Raw genomic sequence first — 18,939 nt, forward strand, 5'->3', positions numbered from 1 at the left:
CGGGCCGTCAACTCATTGGACGATGCTACGATCGTCCGCCGTGACCAGAGCTTGTTCGAGATCGTCCCGAACAAGCTTGGGGTCGCGATCCCGCGGGTCGCCGTATCCGCCTCCGCCGGCGGTCTCGATCACGAGACGATCGCCGCGTCGGAGTTCCGTATTGCCTTTTGATGGAAGGTTAATTTGTTCGCCATCGCGTTCGACCACGAAGCGGGAATTCGCGCCGGGCTTGCCGCCGAACAAACCCCATGGACGTATCTTGAAGCGGTCGGAGTAGGAATTGAACGTGACGCCATCGTCCATGATGCGATACACGCGTCGCGCACCCAGGCCGCCGCGATGTTTTCCCGCACCGGCCGAGCCACGGCGCAGCGCGTACTCCTCCACACGCATGAAGGGGTAATCGGCTTCGAGCGACTCGACGGGGACGTTCGAGCAATTTCCCACGTAGCCGTCGACGACGTCCGCGCCATCCGAGCCGGCCGAGGCGCCCCACCCTCCTCCGACCACCTCCATGTAGACCCGGTATCGGTCGGAGCCCATATGACCCATGCCGATCGCGTTCGTCGTGTCATGACCGGATGTCAGCACCTGGTTCGGAACCACCTCAGACATCGCGAGCATGATCGAATTGTAGACCCGATGGCAGGCGTTGTTGCGCGCCCTCACTGCCAGGGGCCGGCTGGGATTGAGAAACGATCCATAAGGTACTTTCACGGAACGGATCGGCCGATAGAGACCGTCATTCACCGGAATGCGCCCTCCGCCCAGCAAGATCGCAATTGCTCCATAGGCCGCCGATACCGTCGACGCGTGCGGTGAATTGATCATTCCCTTCGTCTGCGGCGAGCTGCCCTCGAAATCGATTTCGATCTCGTCGCCATCGATGGTAATTTTGACGGCAACCCGTAATGGATCCGCTGTGAATCCGTTGTCGTCGACAAAATCTTCAGCGCGATAGACCCCGTCGGGAATTGCGCGCACGGCATCGCGGGCGAGCCGCTCGGAATAATCCTGGAGATCGCGCGCCGCAGCCAGAACCGTTTCCTCGCCGAACCGATCGAGCATCTCTATGAAGCGAGCCTGACCGGTCCGATTGGCGGCCAGCTGGGCATAGACATCGCCCATGACGTCGTCCGGCGGACGGACGTTGATTCTGATGAACTGTTCCAGAAGGCCGTCGCCGAGATCGCGATCCACGTCGAAGCGGCAGAGCGGGATACGCAGCCCTTCCGAGAACACGTCGGTAGCGCTGGCGTTTGGTCCTGCCGCTCCGCCGCCGACATCGATATGGTGACCAAGCGATGCGCTGAAGGCAAGCAGCTTGCCACGATAGAAGACAGGCGTGAACAGCACGATGTCGTTGAGGTGCTGGGCACCGTGGTAAGGATCGTTCGTGATCAAACCCTCGTTGGGCTTGATGGTCGAGAGATCGAACTTCGCAGCAAACGCCTCGAACACCTTGCCGAAGGAGTTCATGTGGATCGGGCAGAACTGCGCCTGGGCGATGATGCGGCCATTGCGATCGAGAAAGGACGTCGAACAGTCTCTCGCCTCGCGGATAATGGTCGAATAGGCCGAGCGCACGAGCTTCTCGCCCATTTCCTGCGCCATGCCGTGCAGACCGTGGCTGATGATGTTGAAGGTCGCTTGATTGAGATTCGTGCCCATGACCTAGGATTCCGGAGTGAGAATAAGCGCGCCGGTCTTGTCGACGGTGACGATCCATCCCGGCGGGACGAACGTCGTTGCTGTCGGCTCCTCGATAACTGCGGCGCCCTTGAGAACCGCGCCCGAAGCCAAACTGCTGCGCCAGGCGAACCGACAGGAGATTTTTCCGCCTCCGAAGGTGATCTGTCCCTCCTCGATTTCTGCCTCGCGCTTCTTTTCGCTCATCCGGGTCAACGAGTTCAGCACCGTTGAGGGCGTCGGCACGTGCGCAGTCAGACGGAATGTCACGATTTCGATCGGTGCGGCGCGGGAGGTCGAGCCGTAGCGGGCCTGGTGAGCGGCACCGAATACTTCACGAAGGTAACTGACGCCTTCGCGATCCAGACGATTAAGGTCGATCGTCGTCAATAGCTCGAAGCCCTGCCCCGCGTAACGCATTTCGAGGGCATGTTCGTAGACGATTTCGGATGCCGCATAGCCGTATTTGACGAACTCCGATTCCGGCTCGCGCTTCATCAGGTGGAATGCGCTTGCGATCGTACGAGAGCTTTCGGCATCCACGGGCAGGAAACGGGTCTCCCGATAGATTCGCTTGACGTCGGCAACGAGAAGACCCAGCGCGGAGAACAAGCCCGGATAAGGCGGGATCACGACGCGGCCTATCTTGAGGTCGGAGGCAGAGAGCGCGCTGATCATCGGCCCCATGCCTCCGTAGCCGTAGAGTGAATAATCCCTCGGATCGTGGCCGCGCTGAACCGAAACGAGGCGAATCCCCTGGCTGATATGCGCAGTGCTAATGTCGACCATCGCCTGGGCCATTTCGTCGATGTTCTGGCCGAGTGGCTCAGCAAGCGTCTTCAGCGCCTGGTCTGATTTTTCCGGATGTAACGTCATCCTGCCGCCGAGAAAACGGTGCGGCCGGATCCATCCAAGGCGCACCAGCGCGTCGGTCAGGGCCGGAGCGCTGCCGCCGTGTCCGTAACAGGCAGGCCCCGGCCTTGCGCCCGCCGAGCGGGGTCCGACCTGCAGCATTCCGCCTTCGTCGATCCAGCCGATGCTGCCCCCGCCCGCGCCGATGTTCGCAATGTCGACGCTGGGCAGACCGACCGGCAGCCCGTCCATTTCCGTCTCGGCGGTAATGCCGGGTATCCCGTTCGCAATGAGGCAGATGTCCGCGCTCGTTCCGCCGACGTCCAGCGTAATGACGTTGCGATCACCAATGACGCCCGCCATCCGCGTCGCCCCGATCACTCCGGCGGCAGGCCCCGAATTGAGCATCTCCACGCCCCGGCCATGCGATCCGGAGCTCGGGAGCACACCGCCGGACGATTGCATCACGAACAGAGCACTTCCGGGCGCGCGATCGCGGAGATGCCCCTCAAGGCGGCGCAGGTAACGACCGACCAGCGGCACCAGATAGGCTGCCATCACCGTCGTCGACGCCCGCTCGTATTCGCGGAAAGTCGGCAGCACGTCCGACGACAGCACCACGGGCAGATCCGGATAGCGTTTGTTCACGACCCTTCGCACCGTCTGCTCGTGCTCGGGATTCCGATAGGAGTGCAGCAGGCAGACCGCAAGCGCTTCGGGCTTTTCCTTTTGGATCAACTGGTCGATCGTCCGACACAATTCGTCTTCGTCGAGAGAGAGAACGGCTTGCCCAGAGACATCCATGCGCTCGGTCACTTCGACGGAGCGCTTGAGCGGTATCAACGGCTCCGGTTTCTCGCAGGCAATAGCGTAGACGTTCGGACGAAGCTGTCGCTGCAAGACCAAAAGATCGCGGAAACCGCGGGTCGCCAGGAACGCCGCGCGGCATCCCTTCCGCTCGATGACCGCGTTGGTGGCCACGGTGGATCCGTGAAACAGGTGCGTCAGCTTGGGAAGCTCAGCGCCAAGGGACTGTGAAAGACCATCGATCACACCGATCGACGCGTCATGGGGGGTCGAAGGCAGCTTATGCGAACGGACATGATCGCCTTCAATCCAAATTTGATCGGTAAAGGTACCCCCGACCTCGATCGCCATCTTGATCATCACTGCAAATCCGCACTTCACTGGTGGACAGCCAAAGAGAGACAATTCCGCCTGGAACTTGCCCTCGCCATCAAGTACGACAGAAGATTGAATTTTTAGCAAGAGTGAAAATGAAGCGAAGTGACCGAAAACCCGGCAGCTCGGTGACGAGCCCGCAGGCAGGCACCAAACGTCGCAGCCCAAAGAGCAACGCGGCCCGCAACCCCGCGCTTGCCGACCTTCTGCGCGAGGCCAGGAAGAACAAAGATCTGAGCCTTCAGGAGGTCGCTGATGCCACCGGACTGTCGATAGGATTGATCAGCCAGATCGAACGAGGTCTGACCACACCCTCCATGCGATCCCTGAGGCAGATCGCCGATGCCGTGGACGTGTCGGTGAGCTCCCTGTTCGCAAAGACGGACGCCGAAGATGCGGGCGAGAGCCGCAACATCACCCGAAAGGACATGAGACGTGTGCTGAATCTCGAAAGCATCGGCATGCACATGGAAATCATGACGCCCGCTGAAGGGACTCCCATCCAGGCTTTCGTGGCCTACCTCCTTCCCGGGGGCATGTCAGGAACGGAATTCGACAGCCACATAGGACATGAGTTCGGGATCATCATCGATGGCCAGCTCGAGCTGTTCCTCGGCCCTCAGCGATATTTGCTCAATCCCGGGGACACCTTCAGCTTCAATTCGGAAACGCCCCACCGCTACGTCAACTCCGGCGCCACGATGACTTACATCCACTGGGTCATCACGCCGCCGATCTATTGATCCGCTAACCGAAAAAAAGACTTTGCATTGCCACCGGCAGGGCTGATAATTTCACTATAATTGAAAATTCGATACTGAGCCGCCTGCCGCGAAGCGAAGGGGAAACCGATGGCGAAAATTCTAGTTCTGGGTGGCGCCGGCGCCATGGCGAGCGGCACGGTGCGGGATCTCGTCGCACCCTACTCGTCCCAAGCGATCGACCTGATCACGGTGGCTGACTTCGCGGCCGAGCGCGCAAACAAGCTCGTTGCCGAACTCGGGGATCAACGGCTCAGGGGCGTCGAGCTCAATGTCCAGGATTCCCGGAAGCTGGCAGCGCTGCTGCGAGAGCACGATCTCTGCATCAACGCAGTTCCAACCTTCGCGGGCCATCAGATGGCGATCTTCGAAGCGTGCCTGCAGGCCCGGCGCACTTATGTCGACTACGGCGGAATGGGCGTCTTCACGGTGCAACAGAAGAAGCAACACGACGCCTGGAAGGCGGCCGGCGTTACCGCCGTGTTGGGTCTCGGAGCCGATCCCGGCGTCTCCAACATGATCTGCAAGGCCGTGGCTGAGCGGCTGGACACGATTGATCGCATCAATCTCTATTGGGCCGCGACCTTGGTCGGAGAGGAAAACCCGGTTCTCGTGCCACCTTACAGCGTCTCCACCATTCTCGGCGAATATGCCAACCCCTCGATGCAATTCCTCGACGGGTCGCTGCGGGAGGTCACGCCGCAGTCCGGCAAGGAAACACTTCTCCTGCCCGCGCCGTGGGGCCGCACCGAGTTCATGTACACCCAGCACTCTGAGCCACTCACCGTACCTTTCGCGGAAGGTATCCGGGAGAAGGGCATTCGCGAATTCACTTGGAAGCTGCATTTGCCGCACCGCGAGCACGAAGCCTGGACGGGATTGGTGAAGGCCGGGTTCGGCGCCTTCGATCAACCCATCGAAGTCGGCAATGCAAGGATAACGCCGGCCGAGTTCCTCGAGGCGGTGATGGCGCGCAACATCGCCACCAATCGGGATCGCATTCCCTCCCAGCAGAGCCACGAAATCCATCTGGCGATCGGTCATGGCACCAGCAAAGGAAAGAAGACTACGCTCAATTTCGCAGTAATCGGCCATCCGCATCCTTCGTTCGACGGTTATATTGATGCCGGCACGTCCATGGGCCTTTCCATCGGTGTGCAATTGCTGCTGTCGAAAGCGGGGAAAGCCGGCGTCTGGGGCCCTGAAGAGTACTTTGATGTTCCCTCCTTTCTGCACGAATTGCAGCGGCGTCACTTCGAAGTGCACGAAAACATCGACGTCGAGCCTGTCGCGTAACGGCAGACCTCATTGGTCCTCGAGAGCATCGCTCCGATCCGGCTCGCAGCGGCAGCCGGTAGCGCCGCGCCGTGACGTTGCGGCCGCCCCCCGTGCCAAGGCCGCCGCGCGTCTTCCCTCACGACGGGTGCGCTTTGTCGCCGTACCAATCCCAGGTGTGGCCGCGCTTGAACCGGGTGACCTGTTTCACCTCGAGGTAATTGCCGAGCCCCCATCGTCCCAGCTCACGGCCGATCCCGCTTTGCTTGTATCCGCCCCACGGCGCCTGGGAAAATGTCGGCTGCGAGCAGTTGATCCATACGATGCCGGCGCGAAAGGCTCTGGCCACACGCTGGCATCTCGTTTCGTCTTCCGACATCACGGCGGCCGCAAGGCCAAAACGGCTGTCGTTCGCAAGCCTCAGCGCTTGCTGCTCGTCGGAAAACTTTTGCACCACAAGCACCGGACCAAAAATCTCGTCGCGCCAGATCGTCGAATTCAAGGGAACATCTGTAAATATTGTCGGCTCGATGAAGTAGCCGCGTGCAACATCGACCGGCCTCTTCCCGCCCGTGAGAAGTCGAGCGCCCGACTCGACGCCTTGGGCGACGAACTGGCGGACTCTCTCGTATTGTCCTCGGCTGACGAGCGGACCGAGCTTGGTGCTGGGATCAAGCCCGCTTCCGATCGGAATGCTTCGTGCGCGCTCGACCAGCCGCTTCAGCAATCGATCCGCGATGCCCTCTTGTACGATCAGGCGAGATGTCGCACTACAGACTTGGCCCTGATTCCAGAAGATTCCGAGCATGATCCATTCGACGGCAGCCTCGATGTCGGCGTCGTCGAACACGATGAACGGCGATTTACCACCGAGTTCGAGGCTGACGTTCTTGATATCCTGCGCGGCAGCCATGAAGATTTTCGTGCCGGTCGGGACCGAGCCGGTGAAGGCGATCTTGTCGACGCCTGGATGGTGCGCCAAGCGCTCCCCCGCCACGGCACCAAGGCCGGTGACAAGGTTGAGAACCCCCGCAGGCAGTCCGGCGTCAACCGCGATCTCGGCCAGTTTCAGACTGGTCAGCGATGTCAACTCGGAAGGCTTCAGCACCATGGTGCAACCCGCAGCGATGGCCGGCGCAACCTTCCAGGCAGCCATCAGCAATGGATAGTTCCACGGAATGATCTGGGCTGCGACACCGACGGGCTCGCGTCTGACAGAGCTTTCGAACCTTTCGTCCGGAAGTGCGATCGTCTCGTCCTGTGCGGCATCGAACTCCTGGGCCAGATCAGCGTAGAAAGTGAAGCAGCCTGCGGCATCGTCGATGTCCCACAGCGCTTCCGCTAACGGTTTGCCATTGTCGATCACTTCCAATCGCGCCAACTCGTCGCGTCGGCGTAAAATGCCCTTGGCGATCGCGTGAAGCAGATTCGCGCGCTCGGCACCGCTCGAGGTTCTCCACTCGCCCTCGAACGCTCGGCGCGCACAATCGACTGCAAGATCGACGTCCTCCGCTGTGCCGGCAGAAAGGTGGTCGATGCACTCCTCCTTGGCCGGGTCAATGACGTCAATCGTGACGCCGTCACCAGACGGACGCCATTCGTTCCGATGAAGATCGTGCTCGTCATCGAGGATTGCTCAGCCAGGGGGTTTGCTCGCCCGGCCGGCACAGCTTCCAAGGCCAGCGATCGGCCCGATCCGGATAGTCTCCGCAAATCCGCCAGGCCACGATCCAGACTCCATTTTTATAGTCAAATGTAAATTTATAGCTCACTCTACTATTGTCAATCGGTTAGTCTGTGATCGGGTCATGCCCCGGGCAGCCCACCCCCATCGGCGAACGAATATCGATGAACGAAAGCAAGAAAGACCGAAGGAAAGCGGACCTCCTCGACGCTGCAGCCGAGCTGTTTCGGACGATCGGCTATGAGAGCACCAAAATGGAGGACATCGCGAGAGCCGCTGACGTGTCTCCCAAGTCTGTCTACAATTACTTCGCCACCAAGCAGCGTCTCCTGATCGAATTCCTCCAGAGAGACCGCACGGCCCTGATACCCTCCTACGAAGCGGTGTTGGAAGTCCCTTCGGCCACGCTGGCCGAGACTTTGGCGCGCCTGATCCACGCCGACATCGGCAACGTCATAACGAGCGCCGACAAGACCTTATGGAGGGAGGTGCTTGCAGCCGAATTGCGGTCCCATAAGTCCGGAAGCGATGGGTTCGCCGCCAACCGATCGGTCTTCCTGCGTTTCATTCGCCGGGCCATTTTGAAGTTTCACAACGCCGGAGATCTTGCGGTGCCCACATCCGTCGCCGTGGAGATGGTCTACGCCCTCAGCTCCTACAACTTCAGGGAATACTGTGCGAACGACACACTGACCCCGGGCGATATGCTCAAGCTTGCCAACGTGCATATGCACCACTTGGTCGAGAATTGGACAAGAGCTCGTCAAACCGGGACGGGACAATCTCGGAAGAAGGCAACACGAGGTCTTTGAGGCATCATTTCAGGACCTATGCCGACGGAGGTCGGGCGAAGATCATGATCCGGCTCTCAAGAGACATCGCCCGTTGTTGAGGACGATCACATCGCGATCGGGGACGTGGCATCTGAACGACACGACGTCGCCGTCGATCCACATGTCGGTCACGATGCGATCGCCTGGATAGACCGGCGCGGAGAAGCGCGCATCGAACGACTTGACCCGTCCTGCGTCACGGTCGCAGACCGTCCGCAGCACGGCTCGGCAGGCGATGCCGTAAGTCGCAAGCCCGTGAAGAATCGGTCGCGCAAAGCCCGCGCGGCCGGCCACCCCCGGATCAGCGTGGAGCGGATTGCGATCGCCGTTCAACCGATAGAGCAGCGCCGCCTCCGGGCGCGTCTCGAACATGTCGGTCTGGTCCGGCCGCCTCCCCGGCAACTGATGCGGCTCGGGGCCCGAGCCTTGAGGTCCGCCGAATCCCCCATCACCGCGCGCCATGATCGTCATGACGAACGTAAACAGCGGCGCATTGTCTGCCACCGATCGCGCGGTCGTTTCGAGCAACAACACGGCACCCTTGCCGGCGCCTTTGTCATAGACAGCCGCGACGCGTGAGTTCGCCAGCACTTCGCCTGCGGCCGGTAGCCGACGATGCAGGGTGAGCCGTTGCTCGCCATGCAGAATTTTGGTGAAGTCGACGCCGGTCTTGCGAATTATGCCGGTCGATGCGAGCACCACCGCCATCGTGGGAACGGCCTGCAGCGCTTCGCCTTCGTAGACGAACGGCAGTTCGCGCAGGTCGAGCGGATCGCGTCCCATGCCGATGCTGAGCGCGTACAACATCGTCTCGCGCTCACCATACGCGAACCGCATGTCGGTGATCTCCAGCGCCTTAAGCGCCTCGAGGTTGATCGCCACCGGGATATCCTAGATGCTGATATTGAATTCGTGGATCACGGCGGCCCATCGCTTGACCTCATCGTCGACAAAGCCCGGAAAATCGGCGATGTCGCTCATATCCTCGAACCCGAGATCAAGCAGCTTGGAATTCACATCGGGAAGCGCGACGATTTCCCTCAATTCCTTGTTCAGCCGATCGGCAACGGGCTTGGGCACGGCCGCCGGCGCGAAGAAGCCGCTAAACCCGGTCAGGCCGAGCACGGGGAATCCTGCTTCGTCAAAGGTGGGTATATCGGCATAGCGCTTCATACGCGCCGGATTGGCGATCGCCAGCGTTAGCGTGTTCTCCCTTTGAGCCACGGCACCACCGACCGATACGAAGGCACTGTCCACGTCGCCGGCAAGGATCGCGGTCAGCGCCGGCGCCTCGCCGCGATACGGCACCTGGAGCAATTTGATGCCGGTGTTCTTCATCAGAACTTCGCCGATGATATGCGCGCTCGAACCAAGGCCGTAAGTTCCGTAACTCAGGGGTTTGGGGCTGCTGCGGGCCTTCTCGACGAAGTCCCGCAACGTGGTTACGCCGAGCGTCTTTGGCACGATGAACGCGATCGGCAGGCGGCCGAGCGGCGCCAACGGCAACAGGTCCGACATCTTGTAGCTCGGCGACTTGTGCAGCGATACGTTCTGGACAATCGAACTCATGGTGGAGAGGATGGTGTAGCCGTCGGGGTCCGCCCCCGCGACCGCGCTCGCAGCGATCATGCCGTTGGCACCCGGCTTGTTTTCCACGATCACGGACTGGCCCAGGCGCTGCGCCAACCGGTCGGCCACGACGCGCGTAAGACCGTCCATCACGCCGCCTGGCGGCAGCGGCACGACGATCTTCAACAGCCGGCTGGGCCAGGGCGATTGTGCCAGCACGGGCGTCGCGGCAAGTGCTGCAATGCCGGCGGCGCTTCTCATGAGTGAACGTCGCGTAAGCATGGTCCCTCTCAGATTCGTGTTGATCGTCCGGCCCAGAACGGCTCGCGCAGCTTTCGCTTGAAGATCTTGCCGCTCTCTTCGCGCGGCAACGTCTCGTGGAAGACCACCTCGCGCGGCACCTTGAATGCCGCCAGGCGTTCGCGGACGAAATTCCTGACATCGTCTGCGGTCAGCACCGCGCCCGCGTCGCGTTGAACGGCCGCATAGATGCGCTCGCCGAACTCGTCATCGGGAATGCCGAAAACGGCACAGTCCTGGACGCCCGGGCAGCTTTGAAGCGCCGCTTCGATTTCGGCGGGATAGATGTTCACCCCGCCCGAGATGATCATGTCCCGCTTGCGGTCGTTGAGGAACAGATAGCCGTCGGCGTCGAGGTAGCCGACATCGCCGCAGGTGATGAGGCCGTCGATTTCCACGGAACGGCGATCATCATCGCGGCCGTGATAGTTGAAATCCGGATAGGCCGGCGAGCGTGCGTAGATCTCGCCGCTGACGCCCGGCGGCAATTCGCGGCCCTGCTCGTCGAATATCTTGATCGTGCCGCCGGGAGCGACACGCCCCACGGTTCCGGGTCGGGAGAGCCAGTCGTGTGAGGTGCAGATCGTGGCGACGCCGGTCTCGGAGCCGCCGTAGGTCTCGACGAGAACCGGTCCCCACCAGGCGATCATCGCCCGCTTGACATCCGGCGGACACGGCGCGCCCGTGTGCAGCACCAGTTCGAGCGAGGACACGTCGTATTTGCGCCGCACCTCTTCCGGGAGCTTGAGCAGCCGCACAAAGAACGTCGGCACCATCACCAGCGTCGTCAAACGGTGGCGGTCGATCTGCCGGAGCAGTTCTTCAGGATCGAAGCGCGATGACAGCACAAGCGTTTCGGCCAGCGCCAGGCCTTGCCTCGCGAAGGCGTTGGGCGAGGCGTGATAGAGCGGTCCGCCGACATATGAGCGCATTCCTTCGCGGCAGCCATAGACGACACGGAACAGATCGCGCATCGCCGCGGCCTGTTGAGGCGTTGCCGGTTCGCGACGGACGCCCTTGGGCCGGCCCGTCGTTCCAGAGGTGTAGATCCACGACGAGCGTGGCGGCAGCGGCGGCCTGTCCCATTCCGGCTGTGCATCCAGCCAGCGGTCCCAATCCTGATCGCCGTCCTGCACAGCGACGGGATTGCCAGCATCTGCGCTCGACACGACAAGGACCTCGCATGCTGCCGGAATGATCCGGCGCACCGGGGCGAGCAAGTCGGCGTGCACGACCAGCACCTTCGGCTTCGCATCTCCCAGCATATAGGTGATTTCGTCGGGGCTCGCGTGCCAGTTCAACGGCACCGCATAGGCGCCGATGGCATTCGCGGCATGGGTCGCTTCGAGGAAGGCAAAATCGTTTCGCAGCAGCAGCGCTACGGCGTCGTTCTCGCGAACGCCGAGCCTCGCAAGTCCGGTGGCGGCCCGGCGGCCGCGCGCCAGCAGCTCGGACTTCGAGCGGGTGCGTTCACCGACGATGATGGTCGCGGTTTCGTCGCTCACATTTCCTCCGTCCGCGGGTCTTTTGCCCAACTTGACTTTGGCATCAATATAATGGACTGACCATTATATCAATAGACCAATTGAGATGGAGATACCTTTGAGCATTCGGGGCAAGGCCTGCATCGCCGGTATCTACGAGCACCCGACACGCAAGGCCGACGGGCTGTCGCTCGCCCAGATCCACGCCGAAGTCGCGCGCGGCGCGCTTGTCGACGCAGGCCTCAGCAAGGACGACGTGGACGGCTATTTCTGCGCCGGCGATGCGCCCGGGCTGGGTCCGATGAACATGGTCGAGTACCTCAACCTCAAGCCGCGTCATGTCGATTCGACGGATACCGGCGGCTCCGCCTATGTTCTGGCGGTCGGCCATGCGGCGGCCGCAATCGCGCTCGGAAAATGCAGCGTCGCGCTGATCACCTTGGCAGGCCGGCCCCGAGCCGCCGGCCAAAGCCAGGTCCGTCCGGCGCCGGGCGCCACGGCGGACGCGCCGTTCGAGGCGCCCTTCAATCCCGTGATCGCCACGATGTACGGCGCAGCCGCCAATCGTCACATGCACGAGTTCGGGACCACATCGGAACAACTCGCCTGGATCAAAGTCGCGGCATCCCATCATGCTCAGCACAATCCACACGCCATGCTGCGGAACGTCGTGACGGTCGAGGACGTGCTGAATTCTCCGATGGTGGCAGATCCCCTGCATCGCCTCGACTGCTGCGTGATCAGCGACGGCGGCGGCGCCATCGTTCTCGTCGCCCCGGAAGTCGCGCGAAGCCTCAAAAGGCCGGTCGTCAGCATTCGCGGGGCCGGCGAGGCGATCAAGCATTCCGCCGGTGGCAAGATCGATCTTACCTACAGCGGCGCCGTCTGGTCGGGACCGCGCGCATTTGAAGAGGCCGGCGTCCGTCCATCAGATATCCAATACGCCTCGATCTACGACAGCTTCACCATCACGGTGCTGATGACACTGGAGGATCTCGGCTTCTGTGCCAAGGGCCAGGGCGGCCGCTTCGTGGCCGACGGAAATCTGATCTCGGGACATGGCAAGCTGCCCTTCAACACCGACGGCGGCGGCCTTTGCAACAACCATCCCGGCAATCGGGGCGGCATGACAAAAGTGCTCGAGGCTGTCCGTCAGTTGCGCGGCGAGGCCCACCCGGCCGTGCAGGTACCCAACTGCGCGCTGGCCCTGGCTCATGGCACCGGTGGCTCGCTCGGAACGCGCCATGGCAGCGCCACCGTCATTCTGGAAAGGCAGTAATCCCCGTGTCGCAAACCCCTGCACCATCCGCAAATCCCGAGATCCAGCCCTATTTCGAGGCGCTTCGCGACGGGAAGCTGCTGATCAAGACGTGTACGCACTGCCGGCAGCCGCATTTCTATCCGCGCGCGGGCTGCCCGTTCTGCTTTTCGGACGCGACCGAATGGCTGGAAAGCCGCGGCACCGGAACGATCTACGCCTACAGCGTGCTGCGCGCGGCCAAGGACCTGCCTGTTCTTGCCTATGTCACGCTCGACGAGGGCCCGACGCTGATGACATCAATAGTCGACAGTCCGGCGAGTGCCCTGTCCAATGGCGCAGCCGTCCGCCTGGTCGTTCGCCCGGACGCTGACGGCACACTCGCGCCGATGTTCACTCTGATCTGAAGCTTGAGGACGCAAAGCCATGCGCAACATCGTTTCCCTGGAAGGCAAGACTGTCGTCGTTACCGGTGCGGGCCAGGGCATCGGCCGAGCCACGATCAACCTGGCGCGAGAACTCGGCGCCAACGCGGTTGCCATCGACCTCAATCGCGACACGTTGTCGACCTACGACACGTCCGACCGCCAACTTATGACCATCACCGGCAGCGTGACGGACGAGGCGTTCGCAACGGATGCGGTCGAGAAGATCATCGAGCGGTTCGGTGCGATCCACGGCCTCGTCAACAATGCCGGCATCACCCGGCCGGCGATGTCGGAGAAGATGACGCTTGCGCAGTGGAACGCGGTCATCGAGGTGCATCTGACCGGGGCGTTCCTGTGGACCCAGGCGGTGGGACGCAGCATGCTGCAACGCGCAAAGGGCGGAGAGACCAACGTCGGCTCAATCGTCAATATCTCGTCCGACGCAGGGCGTGCCGGCGCGATGGGCCAGATCAACTATGCCGCCGCCAAGAGCGGCATGCTGGGGATGACGATGACCTCGGCCAAAGAGTGGTCGAAGTTCGGGGTCCGGACCAATTCGGTCTGCTTCGGCGTGGTCGAGACACCCATGACCGAAACCATTCGTGGCGATAAGTTCCGCGAGGGGATACTGGCCCGCATTCCGATGGGGCGCTGGGCCCAGCCCGAGGAAGTGGTGCAGCCGGTGTGTTTCCTGCTTTCGGACGCCGCCTCCTACATCACCGGCCAGCACATCGCGGTCAACGGCGGTTTCCACATATCTATCTGATCGGCCAGCGGAAGCTCTTGCAAAGAGGCGGGTGCGGGGTGATGAAGACCTGATAACCCCAGGGACGACTCATGCCGCAACAACGATCCAGGCCAGAGCCGCGTACCGGTCGCAAGAGAGCGGACGGCGCGCCGGCGCCATCGGCTGGTGATCACAGGGAAAGCCGATCTGCCGGAAAGCCCTTCCGTCCCATCAAGACTCGGCGGATCTTCGAGGAGATCTGCGATGCGATCCGCGACAAGCTCGTCAGCGGCGAACTAAAGGCCGGAGACCGGCTGCCGTCCGAGCGCGAATTGTCCGAGATGCTCGATGTCAGCCGTACCGCGTTGCGCGAAGCCATCCGCAGCCTCGAGATCGCCGGCATCGTCGAGATGCGAAAGGGAAGCCGGGGTGGCGCCTTCATCACCCGGAGCGGCGCCGGGCAGGTCACCCGTACGTTCCGTGACATGCTCGACTTCGGTCATGTGTCGCTGGCGACGTTGCTCGAGGCGAGGCTCATGGTAATGGACGCCGTGGTACGAGCCGCATGCGAGCGCGCCAAGCCCGCGGACATCGAACGGCTGAGCAGGAATGTGGCCGAGACCGTCGAGTTGACGAGGCAGGGCCGTTACGAGGAACGGACCTTGAAGGCCGTCGAGTTCAGCACGTTGCTGGCAAACTCGACCGGCAACCAGGTAATGTCGGCAATTCTGGAAGCCATGGCATCCGTGATCCGCCGCTTTGTCCTGATCGCCGGACCGCCCGCCCATGACCCGGTGATCGCCTCTCGCCTGCGGCTGATTGAACAGATCAAGGTCAAGGATACCAAGGGCGCTTGTGAGACGATGCGCAGCTATCTCACCAAACTGAACGAGCACCTGCTGAATACCGAGAAAGTCAGGCTGCGCGGCGACGCCAGCCGTCGCTCGCGCGCGCCGGCCTGACATCAGTCGGCCTCACCTCACCGCCTCTATCCGGTGGTTTGCCAATGCAGCAATGAATATCGTGGCATGGAGTCATGGTGATGCTCGAATACGCCCTGGACATCAGTACCGATGGCGATGGTTTGCAGGGGATCGCCGAGGAGATTCCCCACCATGCGCACATGTCCGGCATGCGGCAGCTCCACCAGGACAGCAAGGTAAGGTCCACGCCCACGCAATGCGTCATGGGAAGGACTCCAGACGCGCTCCCAACTGAAGATGCGTCCGCGCGGCTCGACCTCGGTCCATTCGACGTCGAACGAATGGCAGTGGTGGCAAAGCCACTCCGGCCCGAACTGCCACGTCGTGCAGTGCGGACAGCGCTGCACCAGGAGGCGGTTCTGCTGCAACCCCGCCCAATACGGTGCCGACAATCCATCGTTTTCGGGGACCGGAATCGGCAGCCCCTCGGGAAGATAGGCCGCGCGCGGAGTATCGCTCATAGCGTTGCTCCGGAGCCGAGCAGAAGGTTGCTGGCCGGCGTCACCATCGGCCCGCCGATCACCATCGCCACGTCGTTGCGTTTGACCTGGTTGACCGACTGGCCGCGGATCTGGCGCACTGCCTCGATCACCAGCTCGAAGCCGTGCATGTAGCATTCGGCGAGATTCCCGCCGCTGGTATTCAGCGGAAGCCGCCCGGAGGGCGCTATCAGATTGTCGAGCACAAGAAAATCGTTCGCCTCCTCGGGCTTGAAGAAGCCATGCTCGGCCAGTGCCATCACCACGCCGCCGGTAAAGTTCTCGTAGCTTTGAACGACGTCGACGTCGGCGGGTCCGATCCCGGCCATCCGGTAAAGCGCGGGCGCGAGCGCTTCGAAACTGGCGCTGGCATATTGCGGCGAATTATGCGGCATCGCTCCGCTGCGATATCCGGCGCCAGTGGCAGCCCCGAGAACGTAGGCGGGCTTGTTGCGGAAATCGCCGGCGCGCTCCTCGGGTACCAGGATGATCGCCGCGGCGCCATCATTCTCCATGCAGCAATCGAAAAGATGAAACGGCTCGGTAATCCAGCGCGAGGCGTTGTACTTTTCGGGGTCGAGCGGCTTGCCGAACATGACCGCGCGGGAGTTCGACTGCGCATGATGGTACGAGGCCAGCGCAATCGCCTGCATGGCTTCCTGCCGCACGCCATGCTCATGCATGTAGCGCCGCACGCGCATGGCAAAGCGCTGCGGCGGCGCCAGCACGCCGTACGGCATCAGATAGGCCCTCTCGCCGGAGATGGTGCCGATACCACCGGCCTGTCCAAAGCGTCCGTACTGCCCTTGCGCCAGCGAGCGGAACACCACGACGCAATCGGCGAGGCCAGCAACGATCGAAGCAGCGGCGTTGGCCACCGCCGCGCAGCAGCCCCCGCCTCCCCCGCCCCATTGCATCGTGGTCGTGGTCAGCCGGCGTACCCCGAGCGCTGCCGCCAGGCGCGCCGCATCGCTGCGGTCGTCACTATACGACGAAAACCCGTCGATCTCGCGCGGGTCGAGCCCGGCATCGTTGCAGGCTGCCAGGATCGCCTTGAGGGCCAGCTTGAATTCGGGGTCGGGCGATGCGCCGTGACGATAGTAATCCGTCTCGCCGATCCCGACCACGGCAACGCGGCCCCGCAGCGTGCGCTTGCCTGTTGCCCGCGCAGTCATGCCTTGACCGCGGCACCAAAGGCGCCTGCCTCGGCCAACCGCGCGAGGCGGGCTTCATCATAGCCAAGCAGATCGCGAAGCACCTGCTCGGTATGCTGGCCGACGGCAGGAGCGGCGACGGGGTCGACGACCGGCGTTTGCGAATAGCGGATCGGCAGGCTGACGTTCGGTATCCACCCCACTTCATCGTGAGGAATCCGCGTTACGATGCCGCGGTCACGCGCTTCCGGGGAGCGGATCGCCTCACCGACGGTCCGGACCTTACCGCAGGGCACAGCCGCAGCGCGCATCTTCGACTGCCAGTGCGACCAGGGATGCTGCGCGAACGCCTCGCCGAGGATCGCAAACAGTTCATCGCGCCGGCGAATGCGATCGGCTCCTGTCGTGTAGAGATCTGACGTTGCAAGATCGGGACGATCGAGCACCTGGGACATCAGGCGCTGGAAAATCTTGTCGTTGCCGCAGTTGATGTAGAAGGTGGAATCGGTGGCCTGAAAGACCCCCGAGGGACAGGTGTCCGGACTGGTGTTGCCGTGGCGCTGCGGATCCGTTCCGGTGAACAACTGCTGCACCGACGCATAGCCGGTCATCAGAACGGCCGTGTCGAACAGCGATACCTCGATGGCCTGCCCCGTGCCGGTGCGTTCGCGTGCGACAAGCGCGCCAAGGACGGCATTGCTAGCCATCATCGCCGTGCTGATGTCCATGACCGGCGACAGCGCGCGCACGCCTTCGCGGTCCGCGTAGCCGTTCATGGATACAAACCCACTCTCGACCTGGGCAATGGGATCGAAGCCGAGCCGGTCCGAGAACGGTCCCTCCCGGCCGTAGGCCGAGACCGAACAATAGATGATCGCTGGCGCGATCTGACGACAACTCTCGTAACCAAGACCGAAGCGCTCCATGACCCCGGTTGAAAAATTCTCGACCACGACGTCCGCCGTGCGGATCAGATCCCGTGCGACCTCGACGCCCTCGGGCGACTTCAGATCAATCGCCACGCTTCGCTTGTTGCGATTGGTCCACAGGAACGGCGCACCATAGTTCAGCCTGGCATCGACTGGCGGGTAGCGCCGCAGGTCGTCGCCACGCACAGGGGCCTCAACCTTGATCACCTCGGCGCCCATATCGGCCAGGATCATCGTCGCGAACGGCCCTGCAATGAAATGCGAGAAGTCCACGACCCTGATTCCGGCAAGCGCCTTGGGCGCATCAGTTGTTCGGGGCGTGTGCTCCGGAAACTCCGCTTCGATCCGATCCAGCATCTTTCCACCCATATGGTTTTGTTCCGAGATGATCCGGTCAAAGATCGAGCACAAGCGTGCCGGACTTCGATCCCGAACAGCAGATCATGATGGTCTTGTTCGCTGCCTGCTCTTCCGGACTCAGGAACAGGTCGCGGTGATCGGGGATTCCCTCGATCACCCGCGTTTCGCAGGTCCCGCAAACGCCTTCCGAACAGGAGTAGTTCGCCATGACGCCGGCATCGAGAACGGCATTCAGAATGGTCTTGCCCGGCTCGACCGCGATCGTGCGATTGCTGCGCGCCAGCCTGACCTCGAATCCGCTGTCGACGGCCGGCGCCTGCTTGGCCTGGAAGTACTCGACGTGGACATGCTCCGCCGGACGGCCCGCGGTGGCCTTCTCGAAGGCTTCCAGCATCGGCACCGGGCCGCAGCAATAGAGATGCGCGCTGGCCGGCGCATTTCCGACAATGGCGGCAAGATCGAGGGGCCGCCCGCCATGTTCGTCGTCAAAGTGGACATGGAACTGTGCGGCCGGGTCGATGGTACCGAGCTCGCCGAGAAATGCCGCAGCCCGCCGCGTCCTTGCCGCATAGGACAGTTTCCACGGTCGCCTCAGCGCTTGCAGGCGCCGGATCATCGACAGCAGCGGTGTGATGCCGATGCCGCCCGCGATCAGCAGCGACGACTCCGCATCCTCACGCAGCGCAAAATTGTTTCGCGGCATGGAGACCGTAACGATATCGCCCGCCTTGAAGCTGTCGTGGACGAAGCTCGAGCCGCCGCGCCCGGCAGCATCCCTGTTGACGGCGATGACGTAGCGATTCCGTTCGCTCTGATCGTTGACGAGCGAATAGCTGCGGATCATGCCGTAGTTCAGATGCAGATCGATGTGGCTGCCGGCGGTGAAGGGTGCGAGGTCGCCTCCTGCGGGGGGCACCAGCTCATAGGAGTTGATGCTCTCGGCCTCATAGCTGATGCGCTTCACTCGCAGTTCCTGCAGGTCGCCGGCCATG

17 protein-coding genes are annotated in these 18,939 nt (G+C 62.3%); 7 read left to right on the forward strand and 10 right to left on the reverse strand.

The genetic code is table 11. From position 1 onward, the window contains the following. Positions 1-12 precede the first annotated feature (12 nt). Complete coding sequence (locus IVB23_RS05190) at positions 13-1,671, reverse strand: hydantoinase B/oxoprolinase family protein (RefSeq protein ID WP_247802719.1); 1,659 nt, start codon at positions 1,669-1,671, stop codon at positions 13-15. 3 nt (positions 1,672-1,674) lie between these two features. Beyond that, positions 1,675-3,708 carry a hydantoinase/oxoprolinase family protein gene (locus IVB23_RS05195; protein WP_247802720.1) on the reverse strand — a complete coding sequence of 678 codons (2,034 nt, stop codon included), beginning with the start codon at positions 3,706-3,708 and terminating at the stop codon, positions 1,675-1,677. A 110-nt stretch (positions 3,709-3,818) separates the two neighbouring features. Between IVB23_RS05195 and IVB23_RS05200 the strand changes: the two genes are divergently transcribed. After that, positions 3,819-4,466, forward strand: coding sequence for an XRE family transcriptional regulator (locus tag IVB23_RS05200; protein ID WP_247802722.1), 648 nt, complete (start codon positions 3,819-3,821; stop codon positions 4,464-4,466). Positions 4,467-4,610: 144 nt separating this feature from the next. Next, positions 4,611-5,780 carry a saccharopine dehydrogenase NADP-binding domain-containing protein gene (locus IVB23_RS05205; protein ID WP_247802723.1) on the forward strand — a complete coding sequence of 390 codons (1,170 nt, stop codon included), beginning with the start codon at positions 4,611-4,613 and terminating at the stop codon, positions 5,778-5,780. Between the two features lie 118 nt (positions 5,781-5,898). Here IVB23_RS05205 and IVB23_RS05210 read toward each other — a convergent pair whose 3' ends face one another. Further along, positions 5,899-7,329: an aldehyde dehydrogenase family protein gene (locus IVB23_RS05210; RefSeq protein ID WP_247804770.1), complete on the reverse strand. Its 1,431-nt coding sequence runs from the start codon at positions 7,327-7,329 to the stop codon at positions 5,899-5,901. Positions 7,330-7,607: 278 nt separating this feature from the next. On the opposite strand from IVB23_RS05210, the gene IVB23_RS05215 reads away from it, so the two are divergent. After that, the gene (locus tag IVB23_RS05215; RefSeq protein ID WP_247802725.1) at positions 7,608-8,255 is read left to right on the forward strand and encodes a TetR/AcrR family transcriptional regulator; all 648 of its coding nucleotides are present in this window, start codon (positions 7,608-7,610) and stop codon (positions 8,253-8,255) included. Between the two features lie 42 nt (positions 8,256-8,297). On the opposite strand, the gene IVB23_RS05220 is transcribed toward IVB23_RS05215, so the two are convergent. The 3 genes from IVB23_RS05220 to IVB23_RS05230 are packed head-to-tail and all read right to left on the reverse strand — an operon-like array spanning position 8,298 to position 11,650. Further along, complete coding sequence (locus IVB23_RS05220) at positions 8,298-9,158, reverse strand: MaoC/PaaZ C-terminal domain-containing protein (RefSeq protein ID WP_247802727.1); 861 nt, start codon at positions 9,156-9,158, stop codon at positions 8,298-8,300. Positions 9,159-9,167: 9 nt separating this feature from the next. Next, a complete protein-coding gene (locus IVB23_RS05225; RefSeq protein WP_247802728.1) occupies positions 9,168-10,106 on the reverse strand; it encodes a tripartite tricarboxylate transporter substrate binding protein in 939 nt (312 codons plus the stop codon). A gap of 29 nt (positions 10,107-10,135) precedes the next feature. Next, positions 10,136-11,650, reverse strand: a complete 1,515-nt coding sequence (locus IVB23_RS05230) for an acyl-CoA synthetase (RefSeq protein ID WP_247802730.1) — start codon at positions 11,648-11,650, stop codon at positions 10,136-10,138. 97 nt (positions 11,651-11,747) lie between these two features. Here IVB23_RS05230 and IVB23_RS05235 point away from each other — a divergent pair, with 97 nt between their 5' ends. The 4 genes from IVB23_RS05235 to IVB23_RS05250 all read left to right on the forward strand — a co-directional run bounded on the left by IVB23_RS05235 (position 11,748) and on the right by IVB23_RS05250 (position 15,004). Further along, a complete protein-coding gene (locus tag IVB23_RS05235) occupies positions 11,748-12,908 on the forward strand; it encodes a thiolase domain-containing protein (protein WP_247802731.1) in 1,161 nt (386 codons plus the stop codon). A gap of 5 nt (positions 12,909-12,913) precedes the next feature. Next, a complete protein-coding gene (locus IVB23_RS05240) occupies positions 12,914-13,294 on the forward strand; it encodes an OB-fold domain-containing protein (RefSeq protein ID WP_247802734.1) in 381 nt (126 codons plus the stop codon). A gap of 19 nt (positions 13,295-13,313) precedes the next feature. Further along, a complete protein-coding gene (locus IVB23_RS05245; protein WP_247802736.1) occupies positions 13,314-14,081 on the forward strand; it encodes an SDR family oxidoreductase in 768 nt (255 codons plus the stop codon). A gap of 71 nt (positions 14,082-14,152) precedes the next feature. Continuing rightward, complete coding sequence (locus IVB23_RS05250) at positions 14,153-15,004, forward strand: GntR family transcriptional regulator (RefSeq protein WP_247802739.1); 852 nt, start codon at positions 14,153-14,155, stop codon at positions 15,002-15,004. A gap of 26 nt (positions 15,005-15,030) precedes the next feature. Here IVB23_RS05250 and IVB23_RS05255 read toward each other — a convergent pair whose 3' ends face one another. From IVB23_RS05255 to IVB23_RS05270, 4 genes are read right to left on the reverse strand one after another with little or no spacing between them, the layout of a single operon-like run. After that, positions 15,031-15,486 (reverse strand): zinc ribbon domain-containing protein, encoded by a 456-nt coding sequence (locus IVB23_RS05255; protein WP_247802741.1) that lies wholly within the window; start codon positions 15,484-15,486, stop codon positions 15,031-15,033. After that, on the reverse strand, positions 15,483-16,679 hold the full coding sequence (locus tag IVB23_RS05260) for an acetyl-CoA acetyltransferase (protein WP_247802742.1): 1,197 nt from the start codon (positions 16,677-16,679) through the stop codon (positions 15,483-15,485). The genes IVB23_RS05255 and IVB23_RS05260 overlap by 4 nt, the downstream gene beginning before the upstream one ends. Further along, positions 16,676-17,944 (reverse strand): CoA transferase, encoded by a 1,269-nt coding sequence (locus tag IVB23_RS05265; protein WP_247802743.1) that lies wholly within the window; start codon positions 17,942-17,944, stop codon positions 16,676-16,678. Before IVB23_RS05265 ends, IVB23_RS05260 begins: the two co-directional genes overlap by 4 nt. Before the next feature lie 37 nt (positions 17,945-17,981). Continuing rightward, the gene (locus IVB23_RS05270) at positions 17,982-18,938 is read right to left on the reverse strand and encodes a PDR/VanB family oxidoreductase (RefSeq protein WP_247802744.1); all 957 of its coding nucleotides are present in this window, start codon (positions 18,936-18,938) and stop codon (positions 17,982-17,984) included. Position 18,939: the final 1 nt, after the last annotated feature.

Origin of the sequence: Bradyrhizobium sp. 191, assembly GCF_023100985.1 — a bacterium.
GTDB lineage: Bacteria > Pseudomonadota > Alphaproteobacteria > Rhizobiales > Xanthobacteraceae > Bradyrhizobium > Bradyrhizobium diversitatis.

What these genes read in the sequence shown, in the direction of transcription:
- IVB23_RS05190 (WP_247802719.1), bottom strand. Translation starts at nt 1,671, where the DNA reads ATGGGCACGAATCTCAATCAAGCGACCTTCAACATCATCAGCCACGGT.
- IVB23_RS05195 (WP_247802720.1), bottom strand. Translation starts at nt 3,708, where the DNA reads ATGATCAAGATGGCGATCGAGGTCGGGGGTACCTTTACCGATCAAATT.
- IVB23_RS05200 (WP_247802722.1), top strand. Translation starts at nt 3,819, where the DNA reads ATGAAGCGAAGTGACCGAAAACCCGGCAGCTCGGTGACGAGCCCGCAG.
- IVB23_RS05205 (WP_247802723.1), top strand. Translation starts at nt 4,611, where the DNA reads ATGGCGAGCGGCACGGTGCGGGATCTCGTCGCACCCTACTCGTCCCAA.
- IVB23_RS05215 (WP_247802725.1), top strand. Translation starts at nt 7,608, where the DNA reads ATGAACGAAAGCAAGAAAGACCGAAGGAAAGCGGACCTCCTCGACGCT.
- IVB23_RS05225 (WP_247802728.1), bottom strand. Translation starts at nt 10,106, where the DNA reads ATGAGAAGCGCCGCCGGCATTGCAGCACTTGCCGCGACGCCCGTGCTG.
- IVB23_RS05245 (WP_247802736.1), top strand. Translation starts at nt 13,314, where the DNA reads ATGCGCAACATCGTTTCCCTGGAAGGCAAGACTGTCGTCGTTACCGGT.
- IVB23_RS05250 (WP_247802739.1), top strand. Translation starts at nt 14,153, where the DNA reads ATGCCGCAACAACGATCCAGGCCAGAGCCGCGTACCGGTCGCAAGAGA.
- IVB23_RS05255 (WP_247802741.1), bottom strand. Translation starts at nt 15,486, where the DNA reads ATGAGCGATACTCCGCGCGCGGCCTATCTTCCCGAGGGGCTGCCGATT.
- IVB23_RS05260 (WP_247802742.1), bottom strand. Translation starts at nt 16,679, where the DNA reads ATGACTGCGCGGGCAACAGGCAAGCGCACGCTGCGGGGCCGCGTTGCC.
- IVB23_RS05265 (WP_247802743.1), bottom strand. Translation starts at nt 17,944, where the DNA reads ATGCTGGATCGGATCGAAGCGGAGTTTCCGGAGCACACGCCCCGAACA.
- IVB23_RS05270 (WP_247802744.1), bottom strand. Translation starts at nt 18,938, where the DNA reads ATGGCCGGCGACCTGCAGGAACTGCGAGTGAAGCGCATCAGCTATGAG.